The 19,927-nt window shown below is 73.7% G+C and carries 19 protein-coding genes; 12 read left to right on the top strand and 7 right to left on the bottom strand.

Annotated features, from left to right (window positions below):
• Positions 1 to 64: 64 nt before the first annotated feature.
• The 3 genes from panB to ACY0MR_RS25845 all read left to right on the top strand — a co-directional run bounded on the left by panB (position 65) and on the right by ACY0MR_RS25845 (position 2,907).
• Positions 65 to 928, top strand: coding sequence for a 3-methyl-2-oxobutanoate hydroxymethyltransferase (panB, locus tag ACY0MR_RS25855; RefSeq protein ID WP_361850194.1), 864 nt, complete (start codon positions 65 to 67; stop codon positions 926 to 928).
• Positions 929 to 1,063: 135 nt separating this feature from the next.
• Entirely contained in the window at positions 1,064 to 2,056 is a 993-nt protein-coding gene (locus ACY0MR_RS25850; RefSeq protein ID WP_361850192.1) for an ATP-binding cassette domain-containing protein, read from the top strand.
• Positions 2,053 to 2,907, top strand: a complete 855-nt coding sequence (locus ACY0MR_RS25845) for an ABC transporter permease (protein ID WP_361850190.1) — start codon at positions 2,053 to 2,055, stop codon at positions 2,905 to 2,907. The genes ACY0MR_RS25850 and ACY0MR_RS25845 overlap by 4 nt, the downstream gene beginning before the upstream one ends.
• 51 nt (positions 2,908 to 2,958) lie before the next feature.
• On the opposite strand, the gene ACY0MR_RS25840 is transcribed toward ACY0MR_RS25845, so the two are convergent.
• Positions 2,959 to 6,291 carry an AfsR/SARP family transcriptional regulator gene (locus tag ACY0MR_RS25840; RefSeq protein ID WP_473555645.1) on the bottom strand — a complete coding sequence of 1,111 codons (3,333 nt, stop codon included), beginning with the start codon at positions 6,289 to 6,291 and terminating at the stop codon, positions 2,959 to 2,961.
• 114 nt (positions 6,292 to 6,405) lie between these two features.
• Between ACY0MR_RS25840 and ACY0MR_RS25835 the strand changes: the two genes are divergently transcribed.
• A complete protein-coding gene (locus ACY0MR_RS25835; RefSeq protein ID WP_404080144.1) occupies positions 6,406 to 7,200 on the top strand; it encodes a site-2 protease family protein in 795 nt (264 codons plus the stop codon).
• Positions 7,201 to 7,265: 65 nt separating this feature from the next.
• Here the strand turns inward: ACY0MR_RS25835 and ACY0MR_RS25830 are convergent, their stop codons facing one another.
• Positions 7,266 to 7,448, bottom strand: a complete 183-nt coding sequence (locus ACY0MR_RS25830; protein ID WP_148004375.1) for a hypothetical protein — start codon at positions 7,446 to 7,448, stop codon at positions 7,266 to 7,268.
• A gap of 101 nt (positions 7,449 to 7,549) precedes the next feature.
• Complete coding sequence (gene npdG / locus ACY0MR_RS25825; RefSeq protein WP_361850184.1) at positions 7,550 to 8,263, bottom strand: NADPH-dependent F420 reductase; 714 nt, start codon at positions 8,261 to 8,263, stop codon at positions 7,550 to 7,552.
• A 106-nt stretch (positions 8,264 to 8,369) separates the two neighbouring features.
• Between npdG and ACY0MR_RS25820 the strand changes: the two genes are divergently transcribed.
• A complete protein-coding gene (locus tag ACY0MR_RS25820) occupies positions 8,370 to 8,972 on the top strand; it encodes a hypothetical protein (protein WP_361850182.1) in 603 nt (200 codons plus the stop codon).
• Between the two features lie 280 nt (positions 8,973 to 9,252).
• Complete coding sequence (locus ACY0MR_RS25815) at positions 9,253 to 10,581, top strand: MFS transporter (RefSeq protein WP_473555642.1); 1,329 nt, start codon at positions 9,253 to 9,255, stop codon at positions 10,579 to 10,581.
• 40 nt (positions 10,582 to 10,621) lie between these two features.
• On the opposite strand, the gene ACY0MR_RS25810 is transcribed toward ACY0MR_RS25815, so the two are convergent.
• On the bottom strand, positions 10,622 to 10,864 hold the full coding sequence (locus ACY0MR_RS25810; protein WP_073917492.1) for a hypothetical protein: 243 nt from the start codon (positions 10,862 to 10,864) through the stop codon (positions 10,622 to 10,624).
• Positions 10,865 to 10,926: 62 nt separating this feature from the next.
• Between ACY0MR_RS25810 and map the strand changes: the two genes are divergently transcribed.
• Positions 10,927 to 11,784 carry a type I methionyl aminopeptidase gene (map, locus tag ACY0MR_RS25805; RefSeq protein WP_473555639.1) on the top strand — a complete coding sequence of 286 codons (858 nt, stop codon included), beginning with the start codon at positions 10,927 to 10,929 and terminating at the stop codon, positions 11,782 to 11,784.
• A 201-nt stretch (positions 11,785 to 11,985) separates the two neighbouring features.
• On the top strand, positions 11,986 to 12,636 hold the full coding sequence (locus ACY0MR_RS25800; RefSeq protein ID WP_388799456.1) for a biliverdin-producing heme oxygenase: 651 nt from the start codon (positions 11,986 to 11,988) through the stop codon (positions 12,634 to 12,636).
• A 44-nt stretch (positions 12,637 to 12,680) separates the two neighbouring features.
• Here ACY0MR_RS25800 and ACY0MR_RS25795 read toward each other — a convergent pair whose 3' ends face one another.
• On the bottom strand, positions 12,681 to 13,388 hold the full coding sequence (locus ACY0MR_RS25795) for a PhzF family phenazine biosynthesis protein (protein ID WP_473555636.1): 708 nt from the start codon (positions 13,386 to 13,388) through the stop codon (positions 12,681 to 12,683).
• 380 nt (positions 13,389 to 13,768) lie between these two features.
• Between ACY0MR_RS25795 and efeO the strand changes: the two genes are divergently transcribed.
• Genes efeO through ACY0MR_RS25775 form a run of 4 tightly spaced genes read left to right on the top strand, consistent with a single transcriptional unit; the run spans position 13,769 to position 18,174 of the window.
• Complete coding sequence (gene efeO, locus ACY0MR_RS25790; protein WP_392863209.1) at positions 13,769 to 14,923, top strand: iron uptake system protein EfeO; 1,155 nt, start codon at positions 13,769 to 13,771, stop codon at positions 14,921 to 14,923.
• A 31-nt stretch (positions 14,924 to 14,954) separates the two neighbouring features.
• Positions 14,955 to 16,229, top strand: a complete 1,275-nt coding sequence (efeB, locus tag ACY0MR_RS25785) for an iron uptake transporter deferrochelatase/peroxidase subunit (protein ID WP_388799438.1) — start codon at positions 14,955 to 14,957, stop codon at positions 16,227 to 16,229.
• Positions 16,230 to 16,259: 30 nt separating this feature from the next.
• Complete coding sequence (efeU, locus tag ACY0MR_RS25780; protein WP_361850170.1) at positions 16,260 to 17,141, top strand: iron uptake transporter permease EfeU; 882 nt, start codon at positions 16,260 to 16,262, stop codon at positions 17,139 to 17,141.
• Positions 17,098 to 18,174 (top strand): SCO2278 family lipoprotein, encoded by a 1,077-nt coding sequence (locus tag ACY0MR_RS25775; RefSeq protein ID WP_473555633.1) that lies wholly within the window; start codon positions 17,098 to 17,100, stop codon positions 18,172 to 18,174. Before efeU ends, ACY0MR_RS25775 begins: the two co-directional genes overlap by 44 nt.
• Before the next feature lie 85 nt (positions 18,175 to 18,259).
• Here ACY0MR_RS25775 and ACY0MR_RS25770 read toward each other — a convergent pair whose 3' ends face one another.
• Together ACY0MR_RS25770 and ACY0MR_RS25765 are read right to left on the bottom strand one after the other, a co-directional pair.
• On the bottom strand, positions 18,260 to 19,039 hold the full coding sequence (locus tag ACY0MR_RS25770) for a bifunctional DNA primase/polymerase (RefSeq protein WP_361850166.1): 780 nt from the start codon (positions 19,037 to 19,039) through the stop codon (positions 18,260 to 18,262).
• A 115-nt stretch (positions 19,040 to 19,154) separates the two neighbouring features.
• Positions 19,155 to 19,793: a TetR/AcrR family transcriptional regulator gene (locus tag ACY0MR_RS25765; protein ID WP_473555630.1), complete on the bottom strand. Its 639-nt coding sequence runs from the start codon at positions 19,791 to 19,793 to the stop codon at positions 19,155 to 19,157.
• Positions 19,794 to 19,927: the final 134 nt, after the last annotated feature.

Below are 19,927 nucleotides of genomic sequence, written 5' to 3'. Positions count from 1 at the left end.
CACCATGGATGTGGTCCGGGGACGCCGTCAGGGCGCCTCGAGATGACACAAGGAGCCGTGCACCATGACGCTTCAGGCTGCCCAGAAACCGCCCGCCGACAGCAGCAAGGCGCTGTACGGCGGCAAGGGAACGCGCCGCATCACCGTCCACGACATCGCCGCCGCCAAGACCCGCGGCGAGAAGTGGCCCATGCTCACCGCCTACGACGCGATGACCGCGTCCGTCTTCGACGAGGCCGGCATCCCGGTCATCCTCGTCGGGGACTCCATGGGCAACTGCCACCTCGGCTACGACACCACCGTGCCCGTCACGATGGACGAGATGACCCTGCTCTCCGCCGCCGTCGTGCGGGGCACGCGACGCGCCCTCGTCGTCGGCGACCTCCCCTTCGGCTCGTACCAGGAAGGGCCCGTCCAGGCCCTGCGCAACGCGACCCGGCTGGTCAAGGACGCGGGCGTCGGCGCGATCAAGCTGGAGGGCGGCGAGCGCTCCCTGCCGCAGACCGAGCTGCTCGTCCAGGCCGGCATCCCCGTCATGTCCCACCTGGGCCTGACCCCGCAGTCCGTGAACACCATGGGCTACCGGGTGCAGGGCCGCTCCGACGAGGCCGCGCACAAGCTGCTGCGCGACGCGAAGGCCGCGCAGGACGCGGGCGCGTTCGCGGTGGTCCTGGAGCTCGTACCGGCCGAGCTGGCCGCCGAGGTCACCCGCTCGCTGCACATCCCGACCATCGGGATCGGCGCGGGCGCCGGCACCGACGCCCAGGTGCTCGTCTGGACCGACATGGCCGGCCTCACCGGCGGCAAGGTCCCCCGCTTCACCAAGCAGTACGCCAACCTCCGCGAGACGCTCGGCGACGCCGCCCGCGCCTTCGCCGAGGACGTCCAGGGCGGGGCGTTCCCCGCCGAGGAGCACAGCTTCCACTAGTCCCGTCCGGGCCTGCTCGCGGCAGGCCCCCACCGGCCACCGCGGCACCACCCGACAGCCCGCCGACATCCCCCATCGGCGGGCTGTCGGTCGTCTGTCGGTGGCTTGTCGGTGGCTGCTGGTCTAGTAGGGGCCATGACGCGATCACACACCAACGCCGTCGAGGTCCGGGGCCTCGTGAAGCACTTCGGCGCCACCAGGGCCCTCGACGGGGTCGACCTGGACGTGCGGGAGGGCACCGTCCTCGGCGTGCTCGGCCCGAACGGCGCCGGGAAGACCACCCTCGTCCGCTGCCTCTCCACCCTGCTCGTCCCGGACGCCGGGACCGCCACCGTCGCCGGGTACGACGTGGTGAAGCACCCCCGCCAGCTGCGCCGCACCATAGGGCTCACCGGCCAGTACGCCTCGGTCGACGAGAAGCTGTCCGGCTGGGAGAACCTGTACATGATCGGGCGGCTGCTCGACCTCTCCCGCGCCGACGCCCGCCGCCGCGCCGACGAGATGCTGGAGCGCTTCTCGCTCACCGACGCCGCCAAGCGGCCCGCCATGAACTACTCGGGCGGCATGCGGCGGCGGCTCGACCTCGCCGCCTCGATGATCGGCCGGCCCGCCGTCCTCTACCTGGACGAGCCGACCACCGGCCTCGACCCCCGCACCCGCAACGAGGTGTGGGACGAGGTCCAGCGGATGGTCTCCGAGGGCGTCACCGTCCTCCTCACCACCCAGTACATGGAGGAGGCGGAGCAGCTCGCGAGCGAGCTGACCGTCATCGACCGGGGCAAGGTCATCGCCAGGGGCGGTGTCGACGAGCTCAAGGCCAAGGTCGGCGGCCGGACCCTGAAGATCCGCCCGGTCGACCCGGACCAGCTGCCCGCGATGGCGGCCGCGCTCCGCGAGACCGGTCTGGACGGCGTCGCCGGCGCGACCGTCGTGCCCGACGAGGGCGCCCTGTACGTGCCGATCCTCACCGACCAGCAGTTGACCGCGGTCGTGGCGCTGCTCGGCGCCCGCGGCTTCGGCATCGCGCACATCGGCACCCACCTGCCCAGCCTGGACGAGGTGTTCCTCGCCATCACCGGTCAGAAGACCACCGTTTCCGACGAGATCCCCGAGGAGGTCGCGGCATGAGCACGACCACGGTCACCAAGTCCCCCGTCGGAGCCCCGGGTCCGGCGGCCGTGCGACGGCCGCCCGTCGCCGAGGGCCGGATCGGCCTCCGCGCCAACCTGCGGCACATCGGCGCCCTCGCCCGTCGCAACGCGCTCCAGATCAAGCAGGACCCGGAGTCGATGTTCGACGCCGTCCTGATGCCGATCATCTTCATCCTGCTGTTCGTGTACGTCTTCGGCGGCGCGATCGCCGGCAAGGGCAACAACGACGTCTACGTGAACTACGTGACGCCCGGCCTGATGGCGATGATGGGCATGAACATCGCGATGGCCGTCGGCGTCGGCATCAACGACGACTTCAAGAAGGGGGTCATGGACCGGTTCCGGACGATGCCGATCGCCCGGTCCTCCGTCCTGATCGCGAAGATCGTCGTCGAGGTCGGCCGCATGCTGATCGCCACCGCGATCCTGCTCGGCATGGGCTTCCTGCTCGGCCTGGAGATCCACACCTCGGTGCTGCACCTCTTCGCCGCCATCGGCCTCTCGATGGTCTTCGGAGCGTCCCTCATGTGGATCTTCATCCTGCTCGGCCTCACCCTGAAGACCGCCCAGGCCGTCCAGGGCATGGCGATGCTGGTCCTGATGCCGCTGCAGTTCGGCTCGTCGATCTTCGCCCCGACGACCTCGATGCCGGGCTGGCTGGAGGCCTTCACCGACTACAACCCGCTGTCGAACCTCGCGGACGCCGCCCGGAACCTGATCAACGGCGGTCCGGTCGCCCACTCCGTGTGGATGACCCTCGGCTGGGCCCTCGTGATCACGGTCGTCACGGCGCCCCTGGCGGTGACCAAGTTCCGCAAGAAGACCTGAGTCCGTCCGGGCCCGTCCGGCCGGAACCGGACGGACGGGCGCCACGGGGGTTCAGGACTCGGCGCGCTCACTGATCGCGTCGGCGGCGCGACCGAGCAGGGCGGCGGCCTCTTCCATCGAGAGGCCGCCGCCTTCGGCGTGGGCCGCCGCGAACTCCGCGGCCCCCAGCGCGGCCCGGCACAGGTCCGAGGCCCGCGCCAGGTTCTCCCGCTCCATCGGCGGGGCCAGGTGCCCCGGCGGGACCAGGGCGTCCCTGGCCCCGAGCAGCACCGCCCCGGTACGCGCCCCCGGTCCGCCGAGCCCGGCCAGCGCCCAGGCCGCGACGACCAGATGGACCCCGGGCATCTGGGGGGCGACCATCATCGACAGCGCGCCGAGGGACCTCCGGTACGCCTCCGAGGCGAAGGCGAGAGCGGAGTCGTACCGTCCGTCGAGGTCGTCGAGCCAGCCCAGGCTGCCGAGCGTGAAGCCCTCGAAGATGGAGAGCGTCTCGGATCCGAACTCCCCCCGCAGCGCGTGCAGGTGCTCGCGGGCCTCGGCGGTACGACCGCTGCGGCCGAGCGCGAGGGAGAGGAAGATGCGGGCGCCGAGCAGGGGTTCATGACCCCAGAGGTGGCCGGCGTCCACGATCTCGCGCAGGATGGCCTCGCCCTCGTCGAGCCGCCCGGTCTCGACGAGCGTGCCGGCGTACCGGGCGCGCAGGAGCGCCGTCTGCGCCTGGGCGCCGATCCGTTCCGCGTGGCCGATGGCGGCCTCGAAGTCCGCCGCCGCGCCCTCGAACGAGAGCCGCCGCTCCTGGGCCTCCGCGCGGGAGGAGAGCGCCTCGGCGGCGCCCCAGGAGTCACCGAGGCGCTCGAAGACGGCCAGGCTCTCGTCGGCGTCGGCGATCGCCTCGACGGCCCGGTCGCCCCGGTTGGCGAGCATGTTGGCCCGCAGCTGGAGCGCGTTGGCGAGCTCCCAGTCGTAGCCGTAGAGGCGGCAGGCGTCGACGGTCGCGTCGAGCAGCTCGCGCAGCCGGCCCGCTTCGCCGATCATGAGGACCGCGAAGACGCCGAAGGAACCGGGCAGCCGGCAGGTCTGGGGCAGGCCGGGCGAGTAGACGCCGGTCATCTCGCGCAGCCGGCGGACGCCCTCGGGGGTGGTCCACCGCCCGGTGTCGTGGTCCATGTTGAGGAGCTCGACGAGCCGCACGCCGCGCCGGGCCTCCCAGCGCTGCTCCTCGGAGAGCGGCGGCGGGGCGGCCGTGCACGGCTCGTGCAGGGGGACGACGGGGGCGGCGGGCGGGGTGAACGGGTCGGGGCCGAGGGCCGCGACCGCCCGGGCCCAGGACAGGGCGTCGGTCCGCAGGTCGCGCATCTGCCAGTACCAGAGCAGGGAGTGGACGAGGACGAGGGCCTCGTCCTCGGCGCGGGCGTCGACGGCCCGGCGCAGGGCGGTGCGGAGGTTGCCGTACTCGCGCCCGAAGCGGGCGACGGCCTCGACCTGGGCGGAGCCGCGGAGCTCGGGATCGGTACGGCGGGCGAGCTCCCGGTAGTACGTCAGATGGCGCCGTTCGACCGCCGCCCGCTCCCCGGCCTCGTCGAGCCGCTCCCCCGCGTACTCCGCCACGGTCTCCAGGAGGTGGAAGCGCATCCCCTCGTCCCCCGGGGCCGCCACCACGAGCGACTTGTCGACGAGCGTCCCCAGCAGGTCCAGGACGTCGAGCGCCCCGTCCGTCCCGTCGTCCGTGCAGACCGCCTCGGCCGCCGCCAGATCACAGCCGCCCGTGAAGACCGCGAGCCGTCGCAGCACCGCGCGCTCGACCCCGTCGAGCAGGTCCCACGACCAGTCGACCACCGCCCGCAGCGTCTGCTGCCGCGGCAGCACCGTCCGCGCGCCCGACGTCAGCAGCCGGAACCGGTCGTCGAGCCGGTCCGCGATCTGCCGTGGCGTCAGCATCCGCAGCCGGGCCGCGGCCAGCTCGATCGCCAGCGGCAGGCCGTCGAGACGGCGGCAGATCTCCTCCGCCGCCCCGGGGTCCTCGCCCACGGTGAACCCCGGCCGCGCCGCCGCGCCCCGCTCGTCGAGCAGGCGCAGCGCCATGCCCGCGGGCAGCGGGCCCAGGGGCCGTACCAGCTCCCCCGGCACTCCCAGCGGCTCGCGGCTGGTCGCGAGGACCCGGAGTCCCGGGCAGCGGGCGAGCAGGGTCTCGGCCAGCGCGGCGGCGGCGGCCACCACGTGCTCGCAGTTGTCGAGGAGGATCAGGAGGCGGCGCCCCGAGCAGTGCTCGACGAGCCGGGAGAGCGGGTCGTCGCCGGCTCGGAGCTCCTCGGCTCCCGCGCCCCGCAGGACGGTCTCGCGGGCGCCGACGGCCGCGAGGACCGCCTCGGGGACGGCCTCGGGGTCCGTGACGGGCGCGAGTTCGGCGACCCAGACCCCGTCCGGCCACGCCTCGGCGGCGCGCTCGGCGGCCTCCTGCGAGAGCCGGGTCTTCCCGGCGCCGCCGGGCCCCAGCAGGGTGACGAGGCGGGCGGTGCGCAGGTCGTCGCGGAGGGCGGCGATCTCCTCGTCGCGGCCGACGAAGCTGGTGAGCCGGGCACGCAGGTTGCCCCGGGCGGAGGGCTCCTCGCGCCGCGCCGGGCGCTGCTCCTTCCGGGGCTCCGGGGCGGGTTCCGGCCTCCGCGGCCCCGCGAGCAGCTCCGCGTGGAGGGCGCGCAGCGCGGGCGACGGGTCGGTGCCGAGGCGGGTGGCGAGCGCGCGGCGGACCGTCTCGTACGCGGCGAGGGCCTCGGCCGCGCGTCCGGTGTCGCGCAGGGCCCGGATCCGCAGGGCCTGGAGGGTCTCGTCCAGGGGGTGGGCCGTGCAGAGGGCGGTGAGTTCGGGGAGGGCCGCGGCCGCCTCGCCCAGTCCGAGGGCGGCGTCGAGCGCGGCGCGGCGGGCGTCGAGGCGGCGGGCCTCCCAGCGGGGGGCCTCCGTCTCCCGGTCGGGCAGGTCGGCGAGGGCGGGCCCGCGCCAGAGCCCGAGGGCCTCGTCGAGGAGGCCGGCGGCCCGCGCCGGGTCCCCCGCGCCGAGTGCGGCCACGCCCTCGGCGGCCAGCCGCTCGAAGCGGCGGGCGTCCACGTCCTCGGGGCGGGCGTCGAGCCGGTAGCCGCCTTCGGCGGAGACGATCCGGTCGCGGCCGAGGGCCTTGCGGAGCCGTCCGACGAGGGCCTGGAGCGCGGCGACGGCGTCGGCGGGCGGCTGGTCGCCGTGCCACACCTCGTCGACGAGGTCCGGTACGGGCACCGTCCGGCCGGCCCGCAGGGCGAGGACGGTGAGCAGCGCACGGACCCGCGGGCCGCCGACGGCCACGTCGGTGCCGTCGGGGGTGCGGGCGAGGGTCGGGCCGAGGACGCAGTAGTGCACGGGCCCATTCTCCGCGAGTGGGGCCCCGTCTCCGGAACTCGGCCCGTCACCCGGTACGTTTCCCGCACGTCGGGCACCGAAGGGTGCCACCTCCGTCCCCTGGGAGCTCCCGCGATGACCACGGCCACCGACCGGCGCCACGAGCGGCGGATCAGCCCCGTCTTCCTGGCGATCCTCGCCGTCATGGCCGTGACCGGCTGGGCGGTGTGGACGGACTTCGCCGCCCTGCCCGGCCTGGCGGTCTTCCTCTTCGTGACCTCGGCGTGGGTGGTGTCGCTCTGCCTGCACGAGTACGCGCACGCCCGTACGGCGCTGCACGGCGGTGACATCACGGTCGGGGCGAAGGGCTATCTGACCCTGAACCCGCTGGCGTACACGCACGCCGTCCTCAGCATCGTCCTGCCGGTGCTGTTCGTGATCATGGGCGGGATCGGTCTGCCCGGCGGCGCCGTCTTCATCGAGCAGGGCCGGATCAACGGGCGCTGGAAGCACAGCCTGATCTCGGCGGCGGGCCCGCTGGCGAACGTGCTGTTCGCGCTGGTCTGCACGGCCCCGTTCTGGCTGGGGGCGCTCGACGGCGTCCCGACGGCCTTCCAGTACGCGCTGGCCTTCCTGGCGTTCCTCCAGGTGACCGCGGCGCTGCTGAACCTGCTGCCGGTGCCGGGCCTCGACGGGTACGGGATCGTGGAGCCCTGGCTGTCGTACAAGGTGAAGCGGCAGATCGCGCCGTACGCGCCGTACGGCTTCTTCATCGTGATCGCGCTGCTGTTCGTGCCGGCGGTCAACGACGGCTTCTTCGACGCGATCGACGCGCTGATGCGGTCGCTCGGTGTGCCGGAGCTGTCCCGCTACTGCGGTTCGCAGCTGTTCCGGTTCTGGCAGGAGACGCCGGAGTTCTGCCAGGTCTGACGCCGGGCCGCCGCGGCGGGGCCGGTCCGCGGGACCGGTCCCGGGGGGCCGGTCCGCGCGATCGACTACGCCTCGGCGGCGGCCTTCTCGACCTTGGCGCGGCGGACGTAGTACCAGGCCATGTTGGAGGAGAGGCCCGCGATGAGGACCCAGACGACGCCGAGGAAGCTGCCCTCGACGAAGGAGACGACGGCCGCGGCGACGGCCAGGGCGCAGACCACGAGGGCGTAGAGGGCGAGGCGGGGCATGGGGGTCGGCTCCTGTCCGGGTACGGCTGCTGTGCCCGTCCAGTGTCCCCCATGCCCGCCGTCCGGCCGGGACCGGCTCGGAGGTCGTGCCGGGAGACGGCTCACACGTCGGTGACGCGGAGCCCGGCGTGCGCCTTGTAGCGGCGGTTGACGGAGATCAGGTTGGCGACGAGCGACTCGACCTGGTGGGCGTTGCGCAGGCGGCCGGCGAAGACACCGCGCATGCCGGGGATGCGGCCGGCGAGGGCCTGGACGATCTCGACGTCGGCGCGCTCCTCGCCGAGGACCATCACGTCGGTGTCGATCTCGTCCAGGGAGGCGTCCTGGAGGAGGACCGCGGAGAGGTGGTGGAAGGCGGCGGCGACGCGGGAGTCCGGGAGGAGCGCGGCGGCCTGCTCGGCGGCGGAGCCCTCCTCGGGCTTGAGCGCGAAGGCGCCCTTCTTGTCGAAGCCGAGCGGGTTGACGCAGTCGACGACGAGCTTGCCCGCGAGCTCCTCGCGCAGCGACTCCAGGGTCTTGGCGTGTCCGTCCCACGGCACGGCGACGATCACGATGTCGCTGCGGCGGGCGCAGTCGGCGTTGTCGGCGCCCTCGACGCCGTGGCCGATCTCCTCGGCGGCCTGCCGGGCGCGGTCGGCGGCGCGGGAGCCGATGATCACCTGCTGTCCGGCCTTGGCGAGCCGGTACGCGAGGCCGCGGCCCTGGTCACCGGTGCCGCCGAGGACGCCGACGACGAGGCCGGAGACGTCGGGGAGGTCCCACGGGTCCTTGGGGGCGGCCTTGGCCGCGGGGGTGCTGGGGGTCGAGGAAGTCATGGGCCCGACCCTACCGAGCGGTCGGCGCCGCCGGGGCGGCTCCCGTACGGGTGAATCGGGCGCGACCGGCCCCGCGCGCGCCCCCGTCGGGTCCAGGATGCGGGGCATGGATGCCGTACGGGTCGCGTTGCTGCGGGAGGTCCTCGCCGGGACGGAGTGGCCGCGGGCGGCCCGGCGGTTCGCGGGCGCGCTCCGGTCCTCGGTCGTCCCGCACCGGGGCGGGCTGCTGCTGGTCGGCACGGAGGAGTACGAGCCCTGGCACCTGGCGGCCCATCTGGTCGACGAGTCGACCTGGTCGGGGATCCCGGAGCTGGCGCCGACGCTGGTCCGGCACCGGGTGCGGCCGGGGGATCCGGCGCACCTGGCCGTGGGGCTCGGCCGCCTGGAGGGCGCGGGGCGGGGGGCGACGCTGCTGATGGTGGCGCCGGACCGGCCGGACGCGGGGCTGCTCCAGCGGGTGCACGACGCCCGCCGGGCGGGGGCGACGGTGCTCTCGCTGGACGGGGGCGACGAGGAGGTGCGCGGGCTGGCCCACGAGACGCTCACGGTGGCGGCGGGGTCGGAGGTCGACCTGGACACGGTGCAGCACCTGGTGAGCGCGGCGGCCGGGGAGAACAGCCTGCCGTCGGCGCGTGGGAACCGCCGGTTCCGCGACCGGCTGTCGGGGCTCGCGGACCGGCTGACGGCGCCGCCGCCGGCCCGCTGGTAGGCGCCGGGGCGGGATTCGGGGCGCGGACGCCCGTCGGGGGGCCGCCCCCGGCGGGACCACCGTCGGGGGGCCGCCCCCGGCGGTGGGGGGCGTGCCAGGGCTGTCGGGGCGCCGTGGCGCCGGGGCGCCGGGGCGCCGGGGCGCCGGGGCGCCGGGGCGCCGGGGCGCCGGGGCGCCGGGGCGCCGGGGCGCCGGGGCGCCGGGGCGCCGGGGCGCCGGGGCGGGCAAATGAAGTTGCCTTCGGCACCCTATGGCCGGAGCATGACCCTTCGTGTCCTCTGTGCGTTCTGTGTTCTCCAAGGTCTCCAAGATCTCAGCCCTGCTGCCCGACACCGCCCCCTGGCGCGAGTCCCGCGACTTCCGCCTCCTCTGGGTCCAGGGGCTCGTGACCTTCTTCAGCAGTGCGATGGCGATGATCGCCCTGCCGCTGCAGATCAAGGAGCTGACGGGTTCGCCGCTCGCGGTCGGCGCGATGGGCGCGGTGGAACTGGCGCCGCTCATCGTGTTCGGCCTCTACGGCGGGGCGCTCGCCGACGCGGTCGACCGGCGGCGGGTCATCCTGTGGACCGAGGCGGGCCTCGGGCTGCTCGCGGGACTCCTGCTGGTCAACGCGCTGCTGCCGGAGCCGATGCTCTGGCCGCTGTACGTGGTCGCGGCCGGCGTCTCGGCGCTGGCGGGGCTCCAGCGTCCCGCGCTCGACTCGCTGTTCGCCCGGATCGTGCCGCACCGGCACCAGACCGCGGCCGCCGCGCTGAACTCCCTGCGGTGGCAGATCGGCGCGATCGCGGGCCCGTCGATCGCGGGCCTGGTCGTGGCGTACGCCGGTCACGCGCCCGCGTACGGGGTCACGATCGCCGGTTTCGCGGTCTCGGTCCTGATGTGCCGCCGGCTCTCCCCCGCCCCGCCGGCCCACGACGCGGAGAAGCCCTCGCTGCGGGGCATCGCGGAGGGCGCGCGGTACGCCTGGTCGCGGCCGGTGCTGCTCGGCACGTACGCGGTCGACCTCGCGGCGATGTTCTTCGCCTTCCCGAACACGATCTTCCCGTTCCTCGCGGACGAGCTGGACGCGGACTGGTCGCTGGGCCTGATGTACGCGGCGGGCTCGGTCGGCTCGCTGGTCCTCGGTCTGACCAGCGGCTGGACCGCGAAGGTGCGGCGGCACGGACTGCTCGTGGCGGGAGGTGCCGCGGGCTGGGGCCTGGCCATCGCGGCGGCCGGCTGGTTCGGGAACATCTGGCTGGTGCTGCTCTGCCTGGCCTTCGCCGGGGCCGGGGACATGCTGAGCGGGCTCGGGCGCTCGACCATCTGGAACCAGACGATCCCCGAGGAGCTGCGCGGCCGGCTGGCGGGCATCGAGGTGCTCTCGTACAGCGTCGGGCCGCAGCTCGGTCAGGTCAGGGCGGGCGCGATGGCGGGCTGGACCGGCACCCGGTCGGCGGTCTGGACGGGCGGCGTGGCCTGCGTCGCCTCGGTGGGCCTGCTCTGCCTCGCCCTGCCGAAGCTGCTCACGTACGACTCCGACACGGACGAGGACTCGCTGCGGCGCAAGGCGCAGCAGGAGGCCGCCCAGCGCGCGGCGGAGCGGCCGGAGGCGGCCGGGACCGTCTGAGCCGGTCCCGGCGCCCCCGCGCGGGGGTCTGCGCCCGGCGTCAGTCCTTCCCGCCCTCGGGCGTCCCGTCCTTCCCGGCGCCGTCGTGCCAGCGCGGGTCGGTCTCCCACTCCAGGTTCCGCTCACGGGCGGTCTCCATGGCGTGGGAGGCCTCCTCACGCGTGGCGTACGGGCCGAAGCGGTTCTTCGCCGGGCAATCGGGGCCCTCCTCGACCTTCTTGTGCTCCAGGCAGTAGTACCACTCGCCCGGTTTGCCCGCGGTGCGCTTCTTGAACAGGGCCATCGTCGTCGGCTCCTTCCCTTGGGACCATGCTGCCCCAAGACCCGGTCGTTAGACTCGCTGGCATGTCTGGCCAGTCGCTTCTCGTCCCGGGGGAGCTCTCCCCCCATCGTTCCGTTCCGGGCTCCATCCGCCGCCCCGAGTACGTCGGGAAGCCCGCCCCGGCCCCGTACACCGGGCCGGAGGTCCAGGACTCCGACACCATCGAGCGGATGCGGATCGCCGGCCGCATCGCCGCGCAGGCGATGGGGGAGGCCGCCAAGCACATCGCCCCGGGTGTCACCACCGACGAACTCGACCGGGTCGCGCACGCGTACATGTGCGACCACGGCGCCTACCCGTCCACGCTCGGCTACCGCGGCTTCCCCAAGTCGCTGTGCGCCTCGATCAACGAGGTCATCTGCCACGGCATCCCGGACTCCACCGTCCTGCGGGACGGCGACATCGTGAACCTCGACGTCACGGCGTACATCAACGGCGTCCACGGCGACAACAACGCCACCTACCTCTGCGGCGACGTCGACGAGGAGTCGCGCCTGCTCGTGGAGCGGACCCGGGAGGCCCTGAACCGGGCCGTCAAGGCCGTCAGGCCGGGCCGGCAGATCAACGTCATCGGGCGGGTCATCGAGTCCTACGCGAAGCGCTTCGGCTACGGCGTCGTGCGCGACTTCACCGGGCACGGCATCAACTCGTCGTTCCACTCCGGCCTGATCGTCCCGCACTACGACTCGCCCCACCACACCACCGAGATCAAGACGGGCATGACCTTCACCATCGAGCCGATGCTGACGCTCGGCACCCACGACTACGACATGTGGGACGACGGCTGGACGGTCGTGACCAAGGACCGCAAGCGGACCGCGCAGTTCGAGCACACGCTCGTCGTGACGGAGACCGGGGCGGAGATCCTCACCCTGCCCTGAACCGGCACAGACCCCCTCGAATCGGCGCGGACCCCGGACGGGTTCGCGCCGATTCGCGTGCGCTCCCCCTCCGGACGTTGCCCCCGACCCGCGATTGGGTACCGTTTTTACCGACAGGACGTCGGGAACCAGTTGACTTAGGTAAGCCTAACTCGGCAGGATCGTCACTGGTTCCCGTCCCATCGGTCCCGGAGGCACGCCTTGGACACGCCCTTCTCCACGCTCATCCGTACGGCCTCGCACGAGCAGCACACGGAGGCGGAGACGTCGTCCTTCATGGGCGACCTCCTGGGCGGCCGACTCGGCGTCGACGCCTACGCGCGCTACACCGAGCAGCTCTGGTTCGTGTACCGCGCCCTGGAGGACGGCGCGGAGGCCCTGCGCACGGACCCGGTCGCCGGACCGTTCATACAGCCCGAGCTGTTCCGCACGGCCGCCCTGGAGCAGGACCTCGCCCACCTGCGCGGCCCCGAGTGGCGCGCCGGGGTCTCCCCGCTGCCCGCCACCGTCGCGTACGCCGAGCGGGTCGCCGAGTGCGCCCGCGACTGGCCCGCGGGGTACGTGGCCCACCACTACACGCGCTACCTCGGCGACCTGTCGGGCGGGCAGATCATCCGCGACAAGGCCGAGCGGACGTGGGGCTTCGCGCGCAAGGGCGACGGCGTCCGCTTCTACGTGTTCGACACGATCGGCAACCCGGCCGCCTTCAAGCGGGCCTACCGGGAGCTGCTCGACGGGGTGAACGCCGACGACCTGGAGAAGCAGCGGATCGTCGACGAGTGCAAGCGCGCGTTCGCCTTCAACAGCGCGGTCTTCCAGCAGCTGGGCGGGGAGTTCTCGCTCAGCGCCTGAGCCGGCGGGGGCCCTCGGGCCCCGCACGGGACCGCGTCGGCGCGTCAGCGCGTCAGCGTGCCCTCCAGGCGGACCCGTCCGCCGAGTTCCACGATGCCGTCAGGGCCGGGGGCGGTGAGCAGCTGCGAACCCCGGCCCTGCGTGATGTTCAGGGCCCGTCCCAGCTCCGCCGTGAGCAGCAGCGCCGCCGCGCCGGTCGCCTCGTCCTCGTCGATGCCGTCGCCCCGGCCCGGGAACGCGCGCGCCCTGATCCGGCCCGCGGCCTCCTCCTCCCAGGCCCAGGCGTAGATCCCTCCCCAAGGACTCCGTCCAGGGGATGCCCCAGCGCCCGGCTCGGGCACGTCGAGTGCGTCCACCTCGGCGGCGGAGCCGTACCGGCGGAGGGTCCGCGGCGGCGCCCACTCGGCGCGCGCCTCGATCCAGGTGAACTCCCCGTCGCCGCGCACCCACACCTCGCCCGCGGGCGGCACGACGACCTCCAGGTCGAGCAGCCAGGCGGCGCCGACCAGCGGGTGTCCGGCGAAGGGCAGTCGCAGGCCGGGCGTGTAGATGTCGACGATCCCGCGCTCCGGATCGTCGACGAACACGGTCTCGCTGAAGCCGAGTTCCTTGGCGAGCGCCTGCCGGGAGGCCTCGTCGGGGTGGCTACGGGCGTCCCGCACGACCCCGAGGGCGTTGCCGTGCCGGCCGTCGGCCGCGCAGAAGACCCGCAGGACGTCGATGTCGGTGGCGGCGGTGGGCACGGTGTTCATGGCGGAAATTGAACCACCCGGGGGAAGGCGGCAGGGCCGCACCCGGAGATTCGGGGGCGGCCCTGCCTGGTGGGGGTGGTGGATCAGGAACCCGTCGCGCGCCGGCGCACCGCGACGACGACGCCCGCGCCGGCCGCCACGCGGACCGGCGTCCCGCTCGTCGTGCCCAAGCGGAGTCACCGGACGGGCGAAAGCGATGATCCACCCTCCTTGACCGGCCCTTGACCACTCCATGAGCAGCTCATGGAGCCCCTGTGATCCCTCCGTGTCCGGGGTGTCGGATCTGAGAGCCGAATCACTGGACGGCCGGGTATGGCTGAGGTAAGCCTCGGTTAAGTTAGGTCCGCCTCAGCCCCGTCCCCCGCGTTTCTGGAGTCCCCATGCGAGCCGTCCGCCTGTCCGTCGTCACCGCCGCCGCGACCGCGGCGGCCCTGGCCGCCGTCACCGGCTGCACCGAGAAGAGCGACGCGAAGGCGGACGACGGCACGATCACCGTGGTCGCCAAGGACGACTCCTGCGAGGTCTCGAAGAAGGAGTTCCCGGCCGGCCACCTGAAGCTCGCCGTCGAGAACCGCGGCTCCAAGGTCACCGAGGTCTACGTCCTCTACCCGGACGACCGGATCGTCACCGAGCGCGAGAACATCGGCCCCGGCACCAAGGCCACCATCACCGCCGAGATCAAGTCCGGCGACTACGCCATCGCCTGCAAGCCCGGCATGGTCGGCGACGGCATACGCCGGCAGGTCAAGGCCACCGGCGGCGCCGCGGGCGCCACCCGCTCCCCCGAGATGGACGCCGCCGTCGCCGCCTACCGCCAGTACGTCCAGGCACAGGCCGACGCCACCCTCCCCAAGGTCAAGGTCTTCACCGACGCCGTCCGCGCCGGCGACGTCGAGGCCGCCAAGAAGGCCTACGCCGCCTCCCGCATCGGCTGGGAGCGCACCGAGCCGGTCGCCGAGTCCTTCGGCGACATCGACCCCAAGGTCGACGTCCGCGAGGACGGCCTGGAGGAGGGCCAGGACCCGGCCACCGACTGGACCGGCTGGCACCGCCTGGAGAAGGCCCTCTGGCAGGACAAGAAGATCGGCGAGCGCGAGAAGCAGCTCGCCGGCCTCCTCGACAAGGACCTCGCGGACTGGGTCAAGCGCGTCGGCAAGGCCGAGATCACCCCCACCTCCATGGCCAACGGCGCCAAGGAGCTCCTCGACGAGGTCGCCAGCGGCAAGGTCACCGGTGAGGAGGAGCGCTACTCCCACACCGACCTCGTCGACTTCAAGGCGAACGTCGAGGGCGCCCAGAAGTCCTTCGACCTGCTCAAGCCGGTCGCCGCCAAGAACGACCCGAAGCTCGTCACCGACCTGGAGAAGCGGTTCGCCGCGCTGAACACGCTGCTCGACGAGTACCGCGCGGACAAGACCGGCTACGACTTCACCTCGTACGACAAGGTCGGCAAGCCCGAGCGCAAGGAGCTCTCCGACGGCGTCAACGCGCTCGCCGAGCCGCTCTCCAAGCTCGCCGCCGCCGTCGTCAAGTAGTCGTCGGACCGACAGGGACGGGGAGAGGGACATGTCCGAGGAGAGCCGGGAGCAGCAGGCGGCCGGGGCCGCCGCGCCCTCCCGCCGTACGGTCATCGGCTGGGGCGGTGCCGGGCTCGCGCTCGGCGCCGCCGCCGCGGGCGGTGCCGCCGCCCTGCTGACCGGGGACGGGGACTCCCCCGTCCCGGTCGCCGACAGCGGGGCGGCCGTGCCCTTCCACGGCACGCACCAGGCCGGCATCGCGACCGCCGTGCAGGACCGGCTGCACTTCGCGGCCTTCGACGTGACGACCACCGACCGCGCCGAACTGGTCCAGCTCCTCCAGGACTGGACGCGGGCGGCCGAGCGGATGACGGCCGGCGCCGAGGTCGGCGAGGGCGCCTACGGGGGCCTCCCGGAGGCGCCGCCGGACGACACCGGCGAGGCGCTCGGCCTCAAGCCCTCCCGCCTCACCCTCACGATCGGCTTCGGGCCCTCCCTCTTCGACGGGCGCTTCGGACTGAAGGACCGCCGGCCCGGGGCCCTGGTGGAGCTGCCCAGGTTCCCCGGCGACAACCTGGACCCGGCCCGCAGCGGCGGCGACCTCTGCGTCCAGGCCTGCGCCGACGACCCGCAGGTCGCGGTGCACGCCATCCGGAACCTGGCTCGGATCGCCTTCGGGAAGGCCGCGGTCCGCTGGTCGCAGCTGGGCTTCGGCAAGACGTCCTCGACGACCCCGGACGCCCAGACGCCCCGCAACCTCTTCGGTTTCAAGGACGGCACCCGCAACATCGCGGGCACCGAGACCGAGCGGCTGGCGCGGCACGTGTGGGTCTCCGGCAAGGACGCGGAGGGTCCCGCGGCGTGGATGGACGGCGGCTCGTACCTGGTCGCCCGCCGCATCCGGATGAACGTCGAGACCTGGGACCGCACACCGCTCGCCGAGCAGGAGGACATCTTCGGCCGCGACAAGCGCGAGGGCGCGCCCGTGGGCAAGGCCAAGGAGCACGACGAGCCGTTCCTGAAGGCGATGAAGCCGGACTCCCACGTCCGGCTCGCCCATCCCGACACCAACGCCGGGGCGACGATCCTGCGGCGCGGCTACTCCTTCACCGACGGCACGGACGGCCTCGGCCGCCTGGAGGCCGGGCTGTTCTTCCTCGCCTACCAGAAGGACGTGCGGACCGGCTTCGTCCCGGTGCAGACCTCCCTGTCGCGGGCCGACGCCCTCAACGAGTACATCCAGCACGTGGGTTCGGCGCTCTTCGCGATCCCGCCGGGCGTCCGGGACAAGGACGACTGGTGGGGCCGGGCGCTCTTCTCGTGACACACCACGCAACCCCGGGAGGGAACCGGCGTGTTCGGTAACTATCTGATCGGCCTGCGCGAGGGTCTCGAAGCCAGCCTCGTCGTCTGCATCCTCATCGCCTACCTGGTGAAGACCGGCCGGCGCGACGCGCTGAAGCCGGTCTGGGCCGGCATCGGCGTGGCCGTCGCCGTGGCCCTGGCCTTCGGCGCCGGCCTGGAGTTCGGCTCCCAGGAGCTGACCTTCGAGGCGCAGGAGCTGCTGGGCGGCTCGCTCTCGATCGTCGCGGTCGTCCTGGTGACCTGGATGGTCTTCTGGATGCGGCGCACGGCCCGGCACCTCAAGGCCGAGCTGCACGGCAGGCTCGACGCGGCCCTGCGGATGGGGACGGGCGCGCTGGTCGCCACCGCCTTCCTCGCGGTGGGCCGGGAGGGCCTGGAGACCGCGCTGTTCGTGTGGGCGTCGGTCCGGGCCTCCTCGGACGGCACCTTCGCGCCGCTGGCCGGGGTCCTCCTCGGGCTGCTCACGGCGGTGCTCCTCGGCTGGCTGTTCTACCGGGGCGCGCTGCGGATCAACCTGGCGAAGTTCTTCACGTGGACCGGCGGCATGCTGGTGGTCGTGGCGGCGGGCGTCCTCGCGTACGGCGTGCACGACCTCCAGGAGGCCCGCTTCCTGTCCGGCCTCGCCGACAAGGCCTTCGACATCTCGGCGACGATCCCGCCGGACAGCTGGTACGGCACCCTCCTCAAGGGCGTCTTCAACTTCCAGCCGAACCCGACGGTCCTTCAGGTCACGGTGTGGGCGCTGTATCTGGTCCCGACGCTCGCGCTGTTCCTCGCCCCGATAGGGTCGGGTCCGTCCACGCGGGTGAAGAAGCAGAAGGCGACCGATGAGAAGGCTGACGCTGAGGCGAGCGCCGGGACGACCGCTTGAGCGGTCGTCGGCAGGACGGTCCACCACACCCGCCGGGGCCCGGCGCCCCGCGCGGCCCGTACGCCTCCTCTCCGCGACGGCGGCCGCGACCGTCCTCGCGCTGACCGCGAGCGGCTGCGTCACCGTGCACGGCGAGCTGGCCCTGCTGCCGCCGGCCACCCGGGCCGAGGCGGCGCAGGCCCTCGCCGACTTCACGGCCGCCTACAACGCGGCCGACAAGGCCCACGATCCGGCGCTGGACGCGGGACGGGTCACCGGCCCGCTGGGCGAGATCAACCAGGCGGGTCTGCGCGCCCGGGCGGTCACCTCGCCCGGGACCAATCCGAACCACCGCCCCCTCGAACTCTCGGACGCGCGCTTCGTGCTGCCCCGGAAGGCGGGCTGGCCGCGCTGGTTCCTCGCGGACACCGACCCCAGTCTGGACACCGACGGGGGCTCGGGCGACCAGCGGTGGCTCCTCGTCTTCGTGCGCAACGGCCCCGAGCAGCTGTGGGAGGTCGCCCACCTGGTGATCCTCGGCCCGTCCCAGGTGCCCGAGTTCGCCGAGGAGGACGGGTACGCGGTGCCGGTCGCCCGGGACGGCGACGGCCTCGCGGTCGCTCCCGGGGACCTCGGCAAGGCGTACGTCGCCTTCCTGGAGAGCGGGCGGCGGGGGCCGTTCGCGGCGGGACCGCACACGACGCTGCTGCGGGAGCAGCGGGAGAAGGGCGCGAAGCGCCCGGGGCTCGCCACCCAGTACCTCGACCGGGTCGCGGACGGCGGCGACTTCGCCCCGCTGGGGCTGCGGACCAAGGAGGGCGGCGCGTTCGTGTTCTTCGCGACGCGGTTCTTCGAGCGGCAGACGGCGGCCGCGGGCTACCGTCCCAAGGTCGACCCCGACATCAAGGCGCTGCTGACCGGCGAGGTGCGGAACACGGTCACCAAAGAGTGGGTCTCCAACCAGGCGGTCCTGGTCAAGCCGGCCGGCGCCGAACGCGACGCGGTGACGTTCAAGGCCCGGCTCCAGGGCGTGGTGGGCGCGCAGGGCTCGTAGCGGCCCGCCGGCCGCGCACGGGTCCGCCCGCTCCGCCCACCGGGGGCGGCGGCCCGCGACGGACGCGGGTCAGCGGGGACGCGGGTCAGCGGGTCAGCGGCCAGGCGATCTCGTGGGCCGTGTGCTCCCCGTCGCCCTCCGCCTCGCGCGCGGCCGCGTGGCGGGCGCAGGCGTCCTGGAGGGTCTCCAGGAGGTTCAGCGGATCGGGCAGCGGATGCTCGGGGCCGCGCAGCCAGGCCACGACCGGATGGGCGCTCTCGTCACCGGGAAGCCGGGCCGGCGGGACGAGGACGTAGCTGCCGCGGCAGTGCCAGCGCAGCCCCGGGTGCTCGTCCATCGTCTCGGGGTGGCAGTCGAGCTCGCACGGCCACCACTCGTCCTCGTCCTCGGGGGTGCCGCGGGTGGCGGTGAAGAAGAGCATCCGGCCGCCGGCCGGGTCGGCGTCGGACGACTCGGCGACCGGCCCGACCTCGACACCCTCCGCCAGGAGGCGCTCCAGGGCGGCGCGGCCGGCGGCGAGCGGTACGTCGAGGACGTCGTGGACCATGCCGGTGGCGGTGATGAAGTTCGCCTCGGGCTCGTTGCGGGCCCAGCGCTCGATCTGGCCGCGGTCGGTGGTCGACTGCGTCTGCCAGGCGAAGGAGACGGGGTGCCGGGCGGGGGTGGGACAGCCGATCCGCTCACAGGAACAGCTGTAGCCGACGGGGTACGCGGCGGGGGCGAGGGGCAGCCCGGCGGCGGCGACGGCCAGGAGCAGCGTCTCGCGGTCGTTCTCGTCGTCGGCCGCGGTGCGTTTGGGACGCCTGCGCAGCCACTGCGCGAGTTTGCTCTCCGTGCCGCGGTAGCGGCCGATCCCGTCGCCCATCTATCCCCTCACACCTCATGCTCGCCCGTTCGGCTCTGCCCATGGTCCCACCATCCTGCGCCCTGGGTGACCGGAGTGCGGAACCGGGGGGTGGAACCGGTGTGCGACGGATGTCTCAGTCCCTCGGCGCGAGGCCGCGCAGGGCGAGGTCGACGAGGGTGTCGGCGTAGGCGTGGGTGAGCGGCAGGGTGCGGTGGAGCCAGCGGTGGTGGAGCGGTCCGACGAGGAGTTCGAGGGCGATGCGGGGGTCGACGCCGGGGTCGACGTCGCCGGCCGCCTGGGCCGCCGTGATCCGGCGGGCGTAGTACTGGAGCTGCGGTTCGAGGAGGGCCTCGGTGAAGCGGGCGCCGAGCTCCGGGTCGACGATGCTCTCGGCGGCGAGGGCGCGGCTGGGCGCGTCGAAGGCGGGGTCGTTCATCTCGTCGACGGTGGCGCGCAGGACGTACCGGAGGTCGGCGGCGAGGTCGCCGGTGTCGGGGATCCCGGCCTCCCCCTCCCCGCCGTGGGCGTCCTCATGCCGAACGGCCTCGTTGGCGCGGGCGGCGAGGTCGAGGAAGGCGTCGAGGAGGACGGCGGCCTTGGAGGGCCACCAGCGGTAGATGGTCTGCTTGCCCACTCCGGCGCGGGCGGCGATGCCCTCGATGGTGGTCTTCGCGTAGCCGGTCTCGGAGACGAGGGCGAGGGCGGCGTCGAAGATGGCGCGGCGCGAGCGCTCGCTGCGGCGGGAGGCGTCGGGGGCCTTGGCGTCGGACATGGGTCCAATCTAGCAGCCCACGAGACGCCACGTCTCGCGAGTCGGTGGCCGGAACCGAACCACCCGAACGGTCCACTGCGCACCGGGCCCGGAAGGCGGACCATGGGGTTCACCGATCCGGCGGAGACGCCCGC

This window comes from Streptomyces sp. JN8 (genome assembly GCF_055808075.1).
This window is presented reverse-complemented; position numbering and strand designations above follow the sequence as displayed.